This window comes from uncultured Pseudomonas sp. (assembly GCF_913774235.1).
Classification (GTDB): domain Bacteria; phylum Pseudomonadota; class Gammaproteobacteria; order Pseudomonadales; family Pseudomonadaceae; genus Chryseomonas.
In genome coordinates this window covers 330,602-348,403 of sequence record NZ_CAJYDW010000006.1, presented here as the reverse complement: position 1 = coordinate 348,403, position 17,802 = coordinate 330,602, and the positions used below count along the sequence as shown (strand labels likewise).

Sequence of the window (17,802 nt, the reverse complement as noted above, 5' to 3'; positions counted from 1 at the left end):
GGCGACCTCCTGGAGGCGACTCGATCAATCCACTCGACGTCCGTGCCACTGCTACGGGACGTCACTGTTCTCCGGCCTGGTCTTGAGCGCTTTCTGGAGCGCGAAGCTATCCCCCCGATCAAGACTTCGGCGTTGTTGGTGCTGGTTGGAAGGGGCTGGCGGTGGCCAGCCCAAGAGGTTAGCGGCGGATAACGCCGACGCTTAACCCTTCGATAGCGAATTCCTGGGTGGAAAGATCGACCTCGATAGGGGAGAAGTCGGGATTTTCCGCCAGCAGGGTGACCTGGTTGCCCGAGCGCTTGAATCTCTTCACGGTCACTTCGTCACCCACCCGGGCCACGACGATCTGGCCGTTGTGCACTTCGCGGGTCACGTGGACGGCCAGCAGGTCGCCATCCAGGATGCCGACGTCCTTCATGCTCATGCCCTTCACCTTGAGCAGGTAGTCGGCACGAGGCTGGAAGAAGGCCGGGTTGATGGCACAGTTCTCCTCGACGTTCTGCTCGGCGAGGATGGGGGCACCGGCGGCGACCCGACCGATGACCGGCAGGCTTTCGTCGGCCTTGCGCGAAGTATCCAGGCCCGGAATCCGGATGCCGCGGGAGGCGCCCGGGGTCATCTCGATGGCGCCTTTGCGGGCCAGGGCCTTGAGGTGCTCCTCGGCCGCATTCGGCGATTTGAAACCAAGCTCCTGCGCGATCTCGGCGCGGGTGGGCGGAAAGCCATTGGCTTCGAGGCAACGCTTGATGAAGGCCAGGATCTCGGCTTGTCGCGGTGTCAGTTTCAGCATGATGCACGTCGCGTCGTCTAGTGATGCTGTGATTATATACAGTAACCTCCCGGGGTAAGCAAGACCGCGTCTTCAACATCCGATGGCAGGGTCCCGGACCTGTCCCCGCATCTTCTCGCTTCGCCAGGATCGGCGTGATTGACTCAATCGCGTTTGAAACATATGTTTCAAACGGAATTCTTCAGGTAGGGAAGGTCATGGCCCAGTCGGATACCGTCGAGCGCATCCTGGATGCCGCCGAACAGCTGTTTGCCGAGCGGGGCTTCGCTGAGACCTCGTTGCGGCTGATCACCACCCGGGCCGGCGTCAACCTGGCCGCCGTCAACTATCACTTCGGCTCCAAGAAGGCGCTGATCCAGGCCGTGTTCTCGCGTTTCCTCGATCCCTTCTGCTACAACCTGGAACGGGATCTGGATCAGTGGCAGCCCAAGCCGGGGGAAGAGGTGAGCCTGGAGGCATTGCTCAACCTGTTGGTGGACCACTCTCTGGCCATCAAGCCGCGCCATGGCAACGATCTTTCGGTGTTCATGCGCCTGCTCGGCCTGGCGTTCAGCCAGAGCCAGGGGCATCTGCGCAAATACCTCGAGCAGACCTATGGCCGGGCCTTCCGCCGCTTCCTGCTATTGGTGAATCGCGCCGTGCCCGAGATCCCGCCGCTGGAGCTGTTCTGGCGCGCCCACTTCATGCTCGGCGCTGCGGTGTTCAGCATGTCCGGCATCAAGGCGCTGCGGGCCATCGGCGAGAACGACTTCGGGGTCGACACCCACACCGACCAGGTGCTGCGGCTGATGGTGCCCTTCCTCGCCACCGGCATGCGCGCGCCTACGGCGATGCACGCCCCGGAACTGGCCCAGGCGCAGTATCGACCGCGCCGTCCGGTCGCCGTCGAGACGGTCGAGACCTTCTAGGCTGCGAGGCCACTATCGCCTGGGGTAAGCTTGCGTCCCTTTCCCGGCCGCTGCGCCGGAGCAATCGGACGAGGTACCCATGCAAGGCTCCCTGATGGTCGATATCGCCGGCACCTGGCTCACCGCCGAGGACCGGCAGTTGCTGCGCCAACCGGAAGTGGGCGGATTGATCCTCTTCGCCCGCAACATCGAAACCCCGGCGCAGGTACGGGAACTGTGCCGCAGCATCCGCGCGCTGCGTCCCGACCTGCTGTTGGCCGTAGACCAGGAAGGCGGTCGCGTCCAGCGGCTGCGGCGTGACGTGGTGCGCCTGCCAGCCATGGGACAACTCTCCGGTCGGCCGGACAGCCCGGAGCTGGCGCGCCTCTGCGGCTGGTTGATGGCGACCGAGATCCTGGCGGTGGGGCTGGACTTCAGCTTCGCTCCGGTACTGGATGTCGACCACCAGCGCAGTCAGGTGATAGGCGCCCGTTCCTTCGGCAGCGCCGAGCTGGTGATCGAGCTGGGTGGCGCCTTCATCGCCGGCATGGGCGATGCCGGCATGGCCGCAACGGGCAAGCACTTCCCCGGTCATGGCTGGGCGGAGGCCGATTCCCACTTCGCCATTCCCACCGACGAACGTGATCTGGAAACCCTCAAGCGCACCGACCTCCGCACGTTCCTGGCCCTGTTGCCCAAGTTGGGCGGAGTGATGCCGGCCCACGTCATCTATCCGGCGGTGGATGCCCAGCCGGCTGGCTTCTCGCGACGCTGGCTGCAGGACATCCTGCGCGGTGAACTCGCCTACCGGGGCGTCATCTTCAGCGATGACCTGTCCATGGCTGGCGCCCATGTCGCGGGGGACGCCGGGCAACGCGTCGAGGCAGCCCTCACCGCTGGGTGCGACATGGCGCTGGTCTGCAATGACCGGGGCGCCGCCGAGCTGGCCCTGAGTCGGGCGCAACGGCTGGGTCTGACGCCACCGCCGCACCTGGCCAGCATGAGGGCCCGCCGCCACGTCGATCTCGATTATCGGCAGCAGCCGCAGTGGAGCTACACGCTGCAGCGGCTGCGCCAGGCTGAACTCATTTAGAGGACCTTCCTATGACCACTTACGCCATCATCGGCGGTACCGGCCTCACTGCACTCGCCGGCCTGGAGCTGGACCAGGCCCAGACCTTCGAGACGCCCTGGGGCGAGCCCTCGGCGCCCGTGCAGCGCGGCCACTACGCCGGGCGCCCGGTGCTGTTCCTCGCGCGCCACGGCCATCCCCATCGCATTCCGCCGCATCAGGTCAACTACCGCGCCAACCTCTGGGCACTCAAGGAAGCCGGTGCCGAAGCCATTCTCGCGGTGAATGCCGTGGGCGGTATCCATGCCGCCATGGGCAGTGGTCATCTCTGCGTGCCTCATCAGCTGGTCGACTACACCTGGGGGCGCGGCCATACCTTCTTCGAAGGTGCGGACCTCGAGCATGTCACCCACATCGACTTCAGCTTTCCCTACGACGAGCCGCTGCGCCAGCGGCTGCTGGGCGCCTTGCGCAAGCTGCACCTTCCGCACAGCGATCACGGGGTCTATGCCGCGACCCAGGGGCCGCGGCTGGAGACGGCCGGGGAGATCGTGCGACTTGAGCGCGATGGCTGCGACATTGTCGGCATGACCGGGATGCCGGAAGCGGCCCTGGCGCGTGAGCTGGGCTTGCCCTATGCGTGCCTGGCACTGGTAGTAAATCCGGCGGCCGGCAAGGTGCAGCGGGAAATCACCATGGCCGAGATCGAAGCTGTGCTGGCCAGCGGCATCGACCAGGTCCGTGAGGTGCTGGCCGAGGTGTTGGCGGGCTGATGGGTCCAGCGCCACTCCCGAGGGCATCCCGGGAGCGGCGTGATCGTCAGCTGGCGGCGGGTGTCAGGCGGTCGAACAGGGCTTCCAGTACGTTGAAGCGCTCCTCGGCGCGTTCCATCGGCACCTGGAACTTGAACAGCGTGGCGCCTTCCAGCCGGTACTTCTTCGGCTGTGCCTGGATCATCTTCACCAGCACCAGCGGATCCACCTGGGTATCGCCGGCGAATTCCAGCCGCCCACCCTGGGGCCCGGCATCCACCTTGACGATGCCCAGGCCCTCCGCACGCAGCTTCAGCAGCGTCAGGCGCACCAGGTTCTTGGTCGGCTCCGGCAGCAGGCCGAAGCGGTCGATCATTTCCACCTGCAGTTCCTTGAGGGCTTCCTCATCCGCCGCCGAGGCGATGCGCTTGTAGAGGATCAGCCGCGCGTGGACATCGGGCAGATAGTCCTCCGGGATCAGCGCCGGCACGCGCAGGTTGATATCCGGACCGCCGCCCAGGGGTTGCTCCAGGTTGGGCTGCTCACCCTTGCGGATGGCCTTGACCGCGCGCTCCAGCATTTCCATATAGAGGGTGAAGCCCACCGCCTGGATCTGGCCGCTCTGGCCTTCGCCGAGCAATTCGCCTGCGCCGCGGATCTCCAGGTCGTGGGTGGCCAGGATGAAGCCAGCCCCCAGGTCCTGGGCACCGGCGATGGCTTCCAGGCGCTTTTCGGCGTCCGGGGTCATGCCCTTGCGCGGCGGGGTGAGTAGGTAGGCGTAGGCCTGGTGGTGGCTGCGCCCGACCCGGCCGCGTAGCTGGTGCAGCTGGGCCAGGCCGAACTTGTCGGCGCGCTCGATGATGATGGTGTTGGCGCTGGGTACGTCGATGCCGGTCTCGATGATGGTCGAGGCCACCAGTACGTTGAACCTCTTGTGGTAGAAGTCGCTCATCACCTGTTCGAGTTCGCGTTCGCGCATCTGGCCGTGGCCGATGCCGATCCGCGCCTCGGGCACCAATTCGGCCAGGTCGCGAGCGCGCTTCTCGATGGTCTTGACCTCGTTGTGCAGGAAGTACACCTGGCCGCCGCGCAGCAATTCGCGCAGCAGGGCTTCCTTGATCACCGCGTTCTGCTCCTCCATCACGAAGGTGCGCACCGACAGGCGTCGCGCCGGTGGGGTGGCGATGATGGACAGGTCACGCATGCCCGACACGGCCATGTTCAGAGTGCGCGGGATCGGCGTGGCGGTGAGGGTGAGAATGTCCACCTCGCTGCGCAGCGACTTGAGCTGTTCCTTCTGGCGCACCCCGAAGCGGTGTTCCTCGTCGATGATGGCGAGGCCCAGGTCCTTGAACTTCACATCGCCCTGCAACAGCTTGTGGGTGCCGATGATGATGTCGATCTTGCCTTCGGCCAGTTCGCGGGCCGCGGCAGCGACCTCCTGGGTCGACTTGAAGCGGCTCATCACCTCGACCCGTACCGGCCAATCGGCGAAACGGTCACGGAAGCTGTTGTAGTGCTGCTGGGCGAGCAGGGTGGTGGGCACCAGTACCGCCACCTGGCGGCCGCCGTGCACGGCGATGAAGGCCGCGCGCATGGCCACCTCGGTCTTGCCGAAGCCGACGTCGCCGCAGACCAGGCGATCCATGGGCGTACCCGCCAGCATGTCCTTGCGCACCGCCTCGATGGCGGCCTGCTGGTCCGGGGTTTCCTCGAAGGGGAAACCGGCGGAGAAGGTGGCATAGTCGGCGGCCGGGTCCTTGAAGGCATAACCCTTGCGCGCGGCGCGGCGGGCATAGATGTCGAGCAGTTCGGCAGCGACGTCCCGTACCTGCTCGGCGGCCTTGCGCTTGGCCTTCTGCCAGGCTTCGGAGCCGAGCTTGTGCAGCGGCGCCAGGGCGTCGTCGGTGCCCGAGTAGCGGGCGATCAGGTGCAGGTTGGCCACCGGCACGTAGAGCTTGGCGTCGTCGGCGTATTCGAGCAGCAAAAATTCCTGGGGCTGGTCGTCCAGTTCCAGGGTGATCAGGCCCATGTAGCGGCCGACGCCATGATCGATGTGCACCACCGGCGCGCCTTCGCGCAGCTCGGTAAGGTTCTTGATGACGTTCTCGCCACCGTCGCGACTCTTCTCGCGGCGGCGACGCTGCATGATGCGCTGGCCGAACAGCGGGTTTTCCGGGATCAGGGCGACCGCGGGATCGTCCAGCACCAGGCCTTCGTCCAGCGGCGCGAGGGCGATGGCGATGCGTTCGCCGCTGGCTTGGAAGGCCGCCCAGCCGTCGACCTGACCAGGACGCAGATTCAGACGGGCCAGCAATTCCAGCAGCACTTCACGGCGCCCGGCGCTTTCCGCGGTGAACAGTACGCGGCCAGGGAAATCGGTGATGAAATGCTCCAGGGCCGCCAGCGGCTGGCTGGCCTTGGCGTCGATAGCCAGGTCCGGCAGGGCCCGCGCGGCGAAGCGCTCGCGGCCGACACCGGACTCCAGGTCGTCCGCGCCTATGACCACCCGCGGCCAGGCCTTCAGGCGGGCGAAGCAGTCTTCCACGGGAAGGAAGACCTCGGCCGGCGGCAACAGCGGCCGCTCCGGATCGACCCGACGGTCCTCATAGCGGGTGCGGACGTCGGTCCAGAATTGCTCGGCGGCCTGTTCGATGCCAGGCAGGGAGAACACCTGGGTGTTGGCCGGCAGGTAGTCGAAGAGGGTGGAGGTCTCCTCGAAGAACAGCGGCAGGTAGTACTCGACGCCCGCCGGGGTGATGCCGCTGGCCAGGTCCTGGTAGATGGGGCAGCGGCGATAGTCCACGTCGAAACGCTCGCGAAAGCGCGCCCGGAAGCCGGTCACGGCTTCCTTGTGCAGCGGGAATTCCCGGGCCGGCAGCAGGCGGATGCTGTCGACCTTGTCGATGGACCTCTGCGTCTCCGGATCGAAGGTGCGCAGCGTCTCGATCTCGTCGTCGAACAGGTCGATCCGGTAGGGCAGGCTGCTGCCCATGGGAAAGAGGTCGATCAGGGCGCCGCGCACGGTGAACTCGCCGTGTTCGTACACCGTGTCCACATATCTATAGCCGGCCGCTTCCAGGCGCGCACGGGTGTCGTCCACGTCCAGCCGTTGGCCGACGTCCAACACCAAGCTGCTGCCGAGCAGGAAACGCGTGGATGCCAGGCGGTGTAGGGCGGTCGCCAGAGGGACTACCAAAATGCCGTAGGATAGCTCCGGCAACCGATAAAGGGTGGCGACGCGCTGGGAGATGATGTCCTGGTGCGGAGAGAAAACATCGTAGGGCAACGTTTCCCAATCAGGAAAATTCAGCACCGGCAGTTCGGGGGCGAAGAAGCGCAGTTCCTGCTCCAAGCGGTCGGCACTCTGGCTGTCCTGGGTGATCAGCAGGGTGAAGCGGCGAGTCGCGGCCTTGGCCGCTTCAGCGATGGCGAGGGCTAGCGCGGCGCCGGGGAGGTTGCCCCATTGCTGGCGGCCGGCGGTTTCAGGAATTGACGGGGTACGCAAAACTGACACGCGGGCGGAACTCCGGTGGATTTTCGGTGGGTTGGGATTGTAACGACCGGGCTTTCACGCTGTCAGTGCAGCGACGCGCGTTGATTGCCTGGGACAGGCGGCGCGGTCATAATGTAGTTCCTTTTTTCAGCTCCTACATAGGGAAGGATTTGTCGTGAGTCAGAAGCCTGAGCAGTGCCTTGAAGAATGGATCGATCGCGAAGCGCTCGCCGAGGCCATGATTCCCCTGATTGGTCAGCTGTACCGCAACAACAATGTTGTGACCTCCATTTATGGTCGCGGTTTGGTCAACCGTTCGGTGATCTCCATTCTCAAGGCTCACCGATTCGCTCGCCAGATCGATAACGTCGAGCTGTCCGTGCAGGACACCTTCCCGCTGGTGAAGGCCCTGAGCGAGCTGGAACTGGGCGCCGCCTCCATCGACCTGGCCCGCCTGAGCCTCAAGTTCAAGGCCGAAGGCGCCGGGCGTGATCTCAAGGACTTCCTGCGTAGCGAGCTGTCCGCCGTGGTCGGCAAGCAGGGCGTCGAGCAGCGCAAGGGCACCGATGTTGTCCTGTACGGCTTCGGTCGCATCGGTCGTCTGCTGGCGCGTATCCTCATCGAGCACCAGGGTAGCGGCGACGGCCTGCGCCTGCGCGCCATCGTCGTGCGCAAGGGCGCCGACAACGATCTGGTCAAGCGTGCCAGCCTGCTGCGCCGCGATTCCGTGCACGGTTCCTTCGACGGCACCATTACCGTCGACGAGGCCAACAGCACCCTGTGCGCCAACGGTACCCTGATCAAGGTGATCTACTCCAACGATCCCACTACCGTCGACTACACCCAGTATGGCATCCAGGATGCCATCGTCGTCGACAACACCGGCAAATGGCGCGATGCCGAAGGCCTGGGCCAGCACCTCAAGTGCAAGGGTGTTTCCCGCGTGGTGCTGACCGCACCGGGCAAGGGCAACCTGAAGAACATCGTGCATGGCATCAACCATGACACCATCACCGCCGAAGACACCATCGTCACCGCGGCCTCCTGCACCACCAACGCCATCGTGCCGATCCTGAAGGCGGTCAACGACAAGTACGGCATCGTCAACGGTCACGTCGAGACCGTGCACTCGTACACCAACGACCAGAACCTGATCGACAACTTCCACAAGGGCGATCGTCGTGGCCGCAGCGCCGCGCTGAACATGGTGATCACCGAGACCGGCGCTGCCAAGGCCGTGGCCAAGGCCCTGCCGGAACTGGCCGGCAAACTGACCGGCAACGCCATCCGCGTGCCGACGCCCAACGTGTCCATGGCGATCCTCAACCTGAACCTGGAAAACGGCACCAGCAAGGACGAGATCAACGAGTACCTGCGTGAGATGGCGCTGCACTCGCCGCTGCACAAGCAGATCGACTTCGTGAACTCGCCGGAAGTGGTCTCCAGCGACTTCGTCGGCTCCCGTCATGCCGGCGTGGTCGATGCCGGCGCCACCATCGTCAGCGACAACCGTGTCGTGCTCTACGTCTGGTACGACAACGAGTTCGGCTACAGCTGCCAGGTCGTTCGTGTGCTGGAAGAGATGGCTGGTGTGAATCCGCCGGCCTTCCCGGCCTGAGTCTTGCCTTCCAAGTAAGGCTGACTTGCAAGAAAAACGGGAGCCATAAGGGCTCCCGTTTTCGTTTTGGTCGGGTTTTGCGCCACAATAGCCACCCGTGACAAGAGGTCGCAGCCCCGGGCTTGCGTCTCACGTCGGACGGCCTCCCGAGGCTGCCCGGCTCCAGCCGTCGCCTGCGGACGGCTAACCTTCTGAGGAGAAAGCATGGCGGTCTATAGCTACGATGTGGTGGTACTGGGTTCGGGACCGGCAGGCGAGGGCGCGGCGATGAACGCCGCCAAGAACGGCCGCCGGGTGGCGGTGGTGGACAATCGCCAGGTGGTCGGCGGCAACTGCACGCACCTGGGCACCATCCCGTCCAAGGCGCTGCGCCATTCGGTCAAGCAGATCATCCAGTTCAATACCAACGAGATGTTCCGCTCCATCGGCGAGCCGCGTTGGTTCTCCTTCCCTGATGTGCTGCGCAGCGCCGAACGGGTGATCGCCCGTCAGGTGTCCTCGCGCACCAGCTATTACGCGCGTAACCGCGTCGACCTGTTCTTCGGCACTGCCAGCTTCGCCGACGAGAACACCATCGAGATCGTCAACCTACGCGGTGACCTGGAGCGCCTGGTGGCCAAGCAGGTCATCATCGCCACCGGCTCGCGGCCCTATCGCCCGGTGGACGTGGACTTCAGCCATCCGCGCATCTACGACAGCGACACCATCCTCTCCCTGACCCATACTCCGCGCCGCCTGATCATCTACGGTGCCGGGGTGATCGGCAGCGAATACGCCTCCATCTTCAGCGGCCTCGGCGTGCTGGTGGACCTGATCGACAACCGCGATCAGTTGCTCAGCTTCCTCGACGACGAGATCTCCGACGCCCTCAGCTACCACCTGCAGAACAACAACGTGCTCATCCGCCACAACGAGGAATATGAGCGCATCGAAGGTCAGGAGCATGGCGTGGTGCTGCACCTGAAGTCCGGCAAGAAGCTGCGCGCCGACGCCTTGCTCTGGTGCAATGGCCGGACCGGCAACACCGATCACCTGGGCCTGCAGAACGTAGGGCTCTCGGTCAACAGCCGCGGCCAGGTCACCGTCGACGAGAATTACCGGACCTCGGTCCCCAACATCTACGCCGCCGGCGACGTCATCGGCTGGCCGAGCCTGGCCAGTGCCGCCTACGACCAGGGGCGCTCGGCCTCGGACAACATCCTTCACGACAACCGTGGGCGGGTGGTTAACGACATTCCCACCGGCATATACACCATTCCGGAGATCAGTTCGCTGGGCAAAACCGAGCGCGAGCTGACCCAGGAAAAGGTGCCCTACGAGGTGGGCAAGGCCTTCTTCAAGAGCATGGCGCGGGCGCAGATCTCCGGCGAGCCGGTGGGCATGCTGAAGATCCTCTTCCACCGCGAGACGCTGCAGGTACTAGGCGTGCACTGCTTCGGCGACCAGGCCTCGGAGATCCTGCACATCGGCCAGGCGATCATGAACCAGGAAGGCGAGGCGAACAGCATCCGCTATTTCGTCAACACCACCTTCAACTACCCGACCATGGCCGAGGCCTATCGGGTGGCGGCCTTCGATGGGTTGAATCGGTTGTTCTGAGTCGGCCCAGGTTGAGCGGACGGAGGCGAATGTTCGCTCGGCTAGCCCCCTCTCCCCTCGGGAGAGGGCTGGGGTGAGGGGGCCTCTCCGTAGCAGCCTCCAGTGGAAAAGGCTGCGCCGTTTTCCACGCTACGGAGTCGGCTCGCATCACGGCCATGGCGGTCCGCCGCTGCGGCCGCTCCTACAGGTGTTTGCCTATAGGTAGGAGCGCTGTCTTTATCGCGGCCATGGGCCGCTCCTACGGTTACATCGAGCCTGTAGGAGCGGCCCATGGCCGCGATCAGTGAAGCATCAGAGTCCCGCAGAGGCGGCCGCAGCGACGGACCCCATGGCCGCGACTGCTCGGGCAGGCAGGAGCCTACCCCAACGTCCGCCGCGCCAGGCTTGGAAAGTCGGTGATCAGGCTATCCGCGCCGAAATCGGCCAGGCGGCGCATCAGGCTGGCATCGTTCACCGTCCAGACCGAGACATGCAGGCCCTGGCGCTGGGCCTTGAGCAGCCGTTCCGGAGTGCACAGCGTCCAATTCAGCGCCAGCAGATGACAGCCGTAGTGGGCTGCCACCTTCAGCGGATCGAGCCAGGCGTATTCCGCCACCAGTCCGCGGGCCAGGTGGGGCGTGTCGCGCTGCAGGGCGCGCAGGACTTCCCGCGAGGCACTGGTCACGGTGATCTTGTCCTGCAGGCCGAATTCCTCGACCAGATGGGCGATGGCCTTGACCGTTTGCGCTGCCCGTACCCGCGAGGCGCTCTTCACCTCCAGTTGCCAATGCTCGAAGCGGCATTTCTCGAAGAGTTCGCGCAGGGTGGGGATGGGGGCAGGGCGTGGCCAAGCCGGGCCACCTTGGCGCGCGTCCAGTGTCACCAAGTCGGCCACCGCCTTTTCACTGACCTTGCCGCCCCGCCCGGTCGTGCGCTTGAGGGTGGGATCATGGATCACCACCAGCTCGCCGTCCCGCGAAAGATGCAGATCCAGCTCGCAGCGGTGGACGCCCAGTTCCAGGCACAGCTCGAAGCCGGCCAGGGTGTTTTCCGGCGCTTCGCCGCGGGCGCCGCGGTGTCCGTAGATGAGGGTCATGAAGGCTCCTAGGGTGAGGGGGACGGGTGACGCGGTTCGCGGACCGCATCCAGCACCCGGTCGTTTTCGAAATAGACGCTGAACTCTCGATAGTCCCAGCGGCGGATGGCCGGGCGGCCGACCGGGGGATGTTCCTGGTCGGGCAGGCCGAAGCGTTCCAGTACCTGAGTACGACTGTCACCGCGCTGGGGAAGGGGGACGCCAGGGTCGCCCTGCTGGCCCAACGGGATCTGCAGGGTATCAGCCCAGCCGGGTACCGCCGTGCCGAGCAGCAGTAAGGCCAGCCAGGCGCCTTTCACGCCTCCTCTCCGCGGTCAGCGCGGCGGCCGCGGGCCTGCTGGCGCAGGACGTGGCGAGCCAGCAGTTGGCGCTGGGCGTCTTCCAGTTCGATGAAGCTGGTACCGATTTCATGACCGCCGGCGACAACCTGGCAACTGGTCACCTCGGCGAGGACCTGCAGGCCCAGCCCCTGGGGCGGCAGGGCCATGCGCAGCTCCAGGCGCGTGCCCAAGGCCAGTGGCTCGCTATCGACGAAGGCCAGGCCGCCCTCGGACAGCACCACCTCGCGAGTGGCGCCGCTGTCGTGCATCAGGTTCCAGGCGAAGGCCTGGCCGAGCAGGTCGAGACGCTTGTGCACCAGGCGCAGGCAGGCGGTGATGGCGCGGTCGCGCTCGTCCAGGTTGCGCAGCAGATGACGGGATTCGAATTCCAGCTGGTGCAGTTCGCTCAGGAGTGCGAACAGCGGCGCGGTCTCGCCGGAGGCGCCTTCGGCAGGGCCGATTTGCAGTGCGATGCGGTCGGTGATGCGATAGTATTCCCGCCGTTCACGCGCGTCTGGGGTGGTCATGTCGGGCCGCTCCGTGGGTGATGGCTCCGAGTGTAGCCGGCGAGCCGGCACGGTGTCGCCGTCCACCCCGCAGGGCGCCTACGTCTTTCCGCCGTGCAAGCGAGCCTATGTTCAGACCCCTGCCGATCTACCTTGGCCTGCGTTACGTCCGCGCCAAGCGCCGCAATCATTTCGTCTCCTTCATCTCGCTCACCTCCATGATCGGCCTGGCCCTCGGCGTGGTCGTCATGATCGTGGTGCTGTCGGTCATGAACGGCTTCGACCGCGAGATGCGCGAGCGCGTCCTCGGCATGATTCCCCATGCGACGGTGGAGTCCTACCAGCCGGTGACCGACTGGCGCAGCGTGCGCGAGCGGGCACTGCAGAACAGCCAGGTGGCCGCGGTCGCGCCCTTCACCCAGTTGCAGGGCATGCTGGCCCACGACAAGGCGGTGCAGACCGTCCTGCTCAACGCCATCGACCCGGCCGAGGAGCCCAAGGTCTCGATCATCGCCAGCTTCATGCGCGAGGGTAAGCTCGATGACCTCAAGCCGGGTGAGTTCGGCATCATCATCGGCTCGCTGGCCGCCGAGAAGCTGGGCGTCAAGGTCGGCGACAAGCTCACCTACATCGCCCCCGAAGTGGCCGTGACCCCTGCCGGCATGTTTCCGCGCATGAAGAGATTCACCGTGGTGGGGATCTTCAGCGTCGGTGCCGGTGAGCTGGACGGCTCCGTGGGCCTGATCCACATCGAGGACGCGGCGCGGCTGCAACGCTGGCCGGCGAACGCGGTGCAGGGCGTGCGGCTGAAGCTGCACGACCTGTTCCAGGCTCCCGACGTGTCCTGGAACATCGCTCGCCAACTGCCGGGCAACGACTGGTACGCCCGCGACTGGACCCGTACCCATGGCAATCTCTACCAGGCCATCGGCATGGAGAAGACCATGATCGGCCTGCTGCTGCTGCTCATCGTCGCCGTGGCCGCCTTCAACATCGTCTCCACTCTGGTGATGGTGGTGACCGACAAGAAGTCCGACATCGCCATCCTGCGTACCCTGGGTGCCACGCCCCGGCAGATCATGGCGGTGTTCATGGTCCAGGGGACCTTCATCGGTGTCATCGGTACGGCCATCGGCTGTGTACTGGGCGTGCTCGCCGCGCTCAACGTCAGCGCTGCGCTGGCCTGGGTGCAGCGTCTCACCGGACACCAGTTCCTCAACGCCGAGGTGTATTTCATCGACTACCTGCCGGCCCAGCTGCAGCTGCACGACGTGCTGCTGGTCTGCGGCGCGTCCTTCGCCCTGAGCTTCCTGGCCACGCTCTATCCCTCCTGGAGCGCCGCCCGTACCCAACCCGCCGAGGCCCTGCGTTATGAATGATCGAGCCGTTTTGCGTTGCCAGGACCTGGGCAAGCGCTACGAGGAAGGCCCCCAGACCGTCGAGGTGCTGAGCAACGTCCAGCTCACCCTGCAACCGGGTGAGCGCGTCTCCATCGTCGGCAGCTCGGGCTCGGGCAAGACGACCCTGTTGAACCTGCTCGGCGGCCTGGACACCCCTAGCAGCGGCAGCGTCTGGCTCGATGGCGAAGAGCTGTCGGCCCTGAACGAGAAGGCCCGTGGCCTCTTGCGCAATCGTGCCATGGGCTTCGTCTACCAGTTCCACCACCTGCTGCCGGAATTCAGCGCCCTGGAAAACGTCTGCATGCCGTTGCTGATCGGCAAGGCTTCCATCGGCGAGGCCCGCGAGCGCGCCGCCAAGCTCCTGGAGCGGGTCGGCCTCGGCCATCGCCTGGGCCACAAGCCGGCCGAACTGTCTGGCGGCGAGCGCCAGCGCGTGGCCATCGCCCGCGCCCTGGTCAACCAGCCCAAGCTGGTGCTGCTCGACGAGCCCACCGGTAACCTCGACCAGCACACCGCCCACGGTATCCAGGACCTGATGCTGGAGCTGTCCACTTCGCTGCGCACGGCCTTCCTGGTGGTGACCCACGACCAAGCCCTGGCCGGCCAGATGGACCGGATGCTGCGCCTGGACGAAGGCCATCTGGTCGACGCCACGCTGGCCCGGCAGGTCTGAGGTCGTCATGTTCAGACCGCTTTCGCTGTTCATCGGCCTGAGATACACCCGCGCCAAGCGGCGCAAGTCGTTCATCTCCTTCTTCTCGCTGGTCTCCATGTTCGGCCTGGCCCTGGGCGTGCTGGCCATGATCCTGGTGCTGTCGGTGATGAACGGCTTCCAGGAAGAAATGCGCGGCCGCATCCTCGGCATGGTGCCCCATGCCTTCATCAGCGGCGCCCAGCCGCTGGACGATTGGCGCCCGCTGGCGGCCAAGGCCGAGCAGCAGCCTCATGTGCTGGCGGCGGTGCCCTATACCCAGTTGCAGGGCATGCTCTCGGTGCGCGGGCGCATGCAGCCGCTGCTGGTGGACGGCATCGATCCGACCCAGGAGAAGCGCGTCTCCATCGTCGGCGAGCGCATGACCCAGGGCAGTCTCGACGCCCTCAAGCCCGGCGAATTCGGCATCGTGCTGGGCGAGATCGCCGCGCGGCGCTTCCAGCTGGAGCTGGGTAGCCAGGTCACGGTGATCATCCCCGAGGTGGGTGCCACCGGCAGCATCACCCCGCGCCTGCGCCGCTTCACCGTGGTCGGTACCTTCAAGGTCGGCGCCGAGCTGGATGCCTCCCTGGCGCTGATCAACGTAGCCGATGCCGCGCCGCTCAAGGGCTGGCAGCCGGGACAGGTGGAAAGCATTCGTCTGGCGCTGGACGATCTGTTCCAGGCGCCGCGCATTTCCCGCGACGTGGCCAAGGTACTGGGTCCGGGCTACCAGGCCCGCGACTGGACGATCACCCAGGGCAGCCTGTTCCAGGCCATGCAGATGGAGAAGACCATGATCGGCCTGCTGCTCTTGCTGATCGTCGCGGTGGCAGCCTTCAACATCATTGCCACCCTGATCATGGTGGTGGCCGACAAGAAGGCCGACATCGCCATCCTGCGCACCCTGGGCGCCACGCCGGGGCAGATCATGGCGGTGTTCATGGTGCAGGGCACGGTGATTGGTCTGGTCGGTACCCTGATCGGCGGCGTGCTGGGCGTCATCGCGGCACTCAACGTCAGCGACTGGATTGCCGCCCTGGAGCGGCTGGTGGGCCACAAGCTGTTCGGCGGCGACATGTACTTCATCAGCAACCTGCCGTCACGGCTGGAGCTGGAAGACGTGGTGCTGATCGCCGTGGCCGCCCTGAGCATGAGCTTCCTGGCGACCCTCTATCCCGCTTGGCGCGCCTCGCGCACCTCGCCGGCCGAAGCCCTGCGCTACGATTGATCCCGGCGCCAGGCTACGTTGGCGGCTCTGCCCGTAGCCCTGGCTCTTCCCTCGCCAAGCTGCTCTAATCCGCGCATCTTAGACCTTTCGGTTCTCCACGGATGGAGTCCTGATGCGTGCCTCCCTGCTTGCCTTTGCCCTGGGCGTGCTGCTGCTGCGTGCCTTGCCGGTCCTGCCCTCGATGCCGCTGCTGGCGGCGCTCGCTGCCGTAGCCCTCATCCTGCTCGGCACCCGGCTGGCCGCTGTGGGCGCCTTCGGTCTTGGCCTGGCCTGGGCCGTGCTCCATGCCCAGTGGGCGCTGGACGATCGTCTCGATCCGGGGCTGGAACAGCGGGTGCTGTGGATCGAAGGGCGGGTGAGCGGGCTGCCGGCGGTGGACACCGATTCGGTGGGTTTCCTGCTCGCCGACGCCAGCAGCCGGCGCGACCTGAAGTTGCCGGCGCTGATCCGCCTGAACTGGTATGGCGGCCCCCGCCCCCTGGCGGGCGAGCGCTGGCGGCTGGCCGTGGAGCTGCGCAGTCCCGCCGGACTGGCCAATCCCCTGGGGCAGGATCGCGAGGCCTGGCTGCTCGCCCAGGGCATCGGCGCCACCGGGAGCGTCAAGGATGGCCAGCGACTCGTGGCCGTTAGCGGCCTGGCGACCTGGCGCGACGGCATCCGTCAGTACCTGCACAGTCGCGATCCGGCCGGGCAGGGCGGTCTGCTCGCCGCCCTGGTGGTCGGTGACGCCTCCGGTATCACCGATGCCCAGTGGCAACTATTCCAGGACACCGGCACCGTGCACCTGATGGTGATTTCCGGCCAGCACATCGGCCTGATCGCTCTGGGTGTCTATGCCTTGGTGGTGACCCTGGCGCGCCGTGGCTATTGGCCGAGCCGGCTGCCCTGGCGCCTGTCTGCGGCGGTGCTGACCATCGCCACCGCGCTGGGCTACGGACTGCTGGCCGGCTTCGAGGTACCGGTGCAGCGGGCCTGCGTCATGGTCACCCTGGGCCTGGTCTGGCAACTCGGGCGCCAGCAGGTGCGGCTGGCGGATGCCGTGCTGCTGGCCCTGGTGCTGGTACTGGTCGCCAATCCGCTGGTCAGTCTGCTGCCTGGATTCTGGTTGTCCTTTGGCGCCGTGCTGTTGCTGCTGTGGAGCTTTGCCGGCCGCCTGGGCCGCCTTTCCTGGTGGCTCACCCTCGGACGCGCCCAATGGTGCATGGCCGTGGGCCTGGCGCAGCTGCTGCTGGCGCTGGGCCTGCCCCTGAGTCTGAGCGGTCCGCTGGCCAATGCCCTGGCGGTGCCGCTCATGGACCTGGCCATAGTGCCCCTGGCGCTGGCGGGAACGCTGCTGTCCCTGCTCTGGTCGCCGCTGGGCGCTCCCGCGTTGTGGCTGGCCGGCGGCCTGCTCCAGGGCCTGCTCTGGCTGCTGGGCGGCTTGGCGCACCTGGCTGCGGCCTGGCAGCCGGTCCTCGCGCCCACCTGGGCGCTGTGGCTGGCGGGGCTGGGAGCGCTGCTGGCCCTGCTGCCCGCAGGGTTACCGCTGCGCGGCTACGGCGCGCTGCTCATATTGCCTGCCCTGTTTCCGCCTGTGCCTTTGCCAGCCGAGGGGCAGGCGCGCATCCGCGTGCTGGATGTCGGCCAGGGGCTGGCGGTGCTGGTGCGTACGCGTGACCATGCGTTGCTCTACGACGCCGGTCCGCGGCAGGGTGACTACGACAGCGGCGTCCGCGTCGTACTACCCAATCTGCGCGCCGCAGGCGTCGATCAGCTCGATGTCCTGCTGCTCAGCCACGCCGATGCCGACCACGCGGGCGGGGCGTCTGCCGTGGCCAAAGGATTGCCGCCAGGGCGGGTGCTCAGCGGCGAGTCCCGCCGACTGGAGCCCGGCTTGCGCGCCCAGGACTGCACGGATGGCGGCAGTTGGCGCTGGAACGAGGTCAGCTTCACCACCTGGTGGCGGCCCAGCGCGGATTCCAATGCCTCCTCCTGCGTGCTCAAGATCGACGCCAGCGGCGAACGCCTGCTGCTCACCGGCGACATCGACGAGCGTCGCGAGGCCGAGCTGGTGGCCAGCGGGCTGCCGCTCGCGGCGGATTGGCTCGCCGCCCCGCACCATGGCAGTCGCAGTGGCTCCAGCATCTGCTTCATCGATGCCGTCCAGCCCCGCGGCGTGCTGATCTCCCGGGGGCGGCACAATCGCTACGGCCATCCACATCCGCTCGTCATGGAACGCTATCGCGAGCGCGGTGTGTTGGCCTATGACACCGCTGAACTCGGCGCTCTGAGCTGGACCCTCGGACGCTGGGAGCGGCCCCGTGGTCAGCGCGAGAGGGCAGCTTGGTGGCGGCTATCCCCGCCGACACCCTGAGACGTTCATGCT

The 17,802-nt window shown here is 66.2% G+C and carries 14 protein-coding genes; 9 read left to right on the top strand and 5 right to left on the bottom strand.

Annotated elements, in window-relative coordinates; translation table 11 throughout:
• Positions 1-178: 178 nt before the first annotated feature.
• Positions 179-790 (bottom strand): transcriptional repressor LexA, encoded by a 612-nt coding sequence (lexA, locus tag QZ471_RS06815; RefSeq protein ID WP_059232278.1) that lies wholly within the window; start codon positions 788-790, stop codon positions 179-181.
• A 197-nt stretch (positions 791-987) separates the two neighbouring features.
• Here lexA and QZ471_RS06810 point away from each other — a divergent pair, with 197 nt between their 5' ends.
• The 3 genes from QZ471_RS06810 (at position 988) to QZ471_RS06800 (ending at position 3,522) form a co-directional block, all read left to right on the top strand.
• A complete protein-coding gene (locus QZ471_RS06810) occupies positions 988-1,698 on the top strand; it encodes a TetR/AcrR family transcriptional regulator (RefSeq protein WP_295462065.1) in 711 nt (236 codons plus the stop codon).
• 79 nt (positions 1,699-1,777) lie between these two features.
• On the top strand, positions 1,778-2,770 hold the full coding sequence (nagZ, locus tag QZ471_RS06805) for a beta-N-acetylhexosaminidase (RefSeq protein ID WP_295462063.1): 993 nt from the start codon (positions 1,778-1,780) through the stop codon (positions 2,768-2,770).
• An 11-nt stretch (positions 2,771-2,781) separates the two neighbouring features.
• The gene (locus tag QZ471_RS06800; RefSeq protein WP_295462061.1) at positions 2,782-3,522 is read left to right on the top strand and encodes an S-methyl-5'-thioinosine phosphorylase; all 741 of its coding nucleotides are present in this window, start codon (positions 2,782-2,784) and stop codon (positions 3,520-3,522) included.
• Between the two features lie 46 nt (positions 3,523-3,568).
• Here QZ471_RS06800 and mfd read toward each other — a convergent pair whose 3' ends face one another.
• Complete coding sequence (mfd, locus tag QZ471_RS06795; RefSeq protein WP_295462059.1) at positions 3,569-7,018, bottom strand: transcription-repair coupling factor; 3,450 nt, start codon at positions 7,016-7,018, stop codon at positions 3,569-3,571.
• Between the two features lie 154 nt (positions 7,019-7,172).
• Here mfd and QZ471_RS06790 point away from each other — a divergent pair, with 154 nt between their 5' ends.
• Both QZ471_RS06790 and sthA read left to right on the top strand, forming a co-directional pair.
• Positions 7,173-8,615, top strand: coding sequence for a glyceraldehyde-3-phosphate dehydrogenase (locus QZ471_RS06790; protein WP_295462057.1), 1,443 nt, complete (start codon positions 7,173-7,175; stop codon positions 8,613-8,615).
• 204 nt (positions 8,616-8,819) lie between these two features.
• On the top strand, positions 8,820-10,214 hold the full coding sequence (sthA, locus tag QZ471_RS06785; RefSeq protein ID WP_295462055.1) for a Si-specific NAD(P)(+) transhydrogenase: 1,395 nt from the start codon (positions 8,820-8,822) through the stop codon (positions 10,212-10,214).
• A gap of 358 nt (positions 10,215-10,572) precedes the next feature.
• On the opposite strand, the gene QZ471_RS06780 is transcribed toward sthA, so the two are convergent.
• From QZ471_RS06780 to QZ471_RS06770, 3 genes are read right to left on the bottom strand one after another with little or no spacing between them, the layout of a single operon-like run.
• On the bottom strand, positions 10,573-11,289 hold the full coding sequence (locus QZ471_RS06780; protein WP_295462053.1) for a glycerophosphodiester phosphodiesterase: 717 nt from the start codon (positions 11,287-11,289) through the stop codon (positions 10,573-10,575).
• An 8-nt stretch (positions 11,290-11,297) separates the two neighbouring features.
• On the bottom strand, positions 11,298-11,588 hold the full coding sequence (locus QZ471_RS06775; RefSeq protein ID WP_295462051.1) for a phosphodiesterase: 291 nt from the start codon (positions 11,586-11,588) through the stop codon (positions 11,298-11,300).
• Positions 11,585-12,136 (bottom strand): PilZ domain-containing protein, encoded by a 552-nt coding sequence (locus QZ471_RS06770; protein ID WP_295462049.1) that lies wholly within the window; start codon positions 12,134-12,136, stop codon positions 11,585-11,587. The genes QZ471_RS06775 and QZ471_RS06770 overlap by 4 nt, the downstream gene beginning before the upstream one ends.
• 107 nt (positions 12,137-12,243) lie before the next feature.
• On the opposite strand from QZ471_RS06770, the gene QZ471_RS06765 reads away from it, so the two are divergent.
• The 4 genes from QZ471_RS06765 to QZ471_RS06750 all read left to right on the top strand — a co-directional run bounded on the left by QZ471_RS06765 (position 12,244) and on the right by QZ471_RS06750 (position 17,790).
• Complete coding sequence (locus tag QZ471_RS06765; RefSeq protein ID WP_295462047.1) at positions 12,244-13,494, top strand: lipoprotein-releasing ABC transporter permease subunit; 1,251 nt, start codon at positions 12,244-12,246, stop codon at positions 13,492-13,494.
• A complete protein-coding gene (lolD, locus tag QZ471_RS06760; RefSeq protein WP_295462045.1) occupies positions 13,487-14,188 on the top strand; it encodes a lipoprotein-releasing ABC transporter ATP-binding protein LolD in 702 nt (233 codons plus the stop codon). The genes QZ471_RS06765 and lolD overlap by 8 nt, the downstream gene beginning before the upstream one ends.
• Before the next feature lie 7 nt (positions 14,189-14,195).
• Entirely contained in the window at positions 14,196-15,437 is a 1,242-nt protein-coding gene (locus tag QZ471_RS06755; RefSeq protein ID WP_295462043.1) for a lipoprotein-releasing ABC transporter permease subunit, read from the top strand.
• Between the two features lie 112 nt (positions 15,438-15,549).
• Positions 15,550-17,790 carry a DNA internalization-related competence protein ComEC/Rec2 gene (locus QZ471_RS06750; protein WP_295462041.1) on the top strand — a complete coding sequence of 747 codons (2,241 nt, stop codon included), beginning with the start codon at positions 15,550-15,552 and terminating at the stop codon, positions 17,788-17,790.
• The last annotated feature ends 12 nt before the right edge of the window (positions 17,791-17,802 follow it).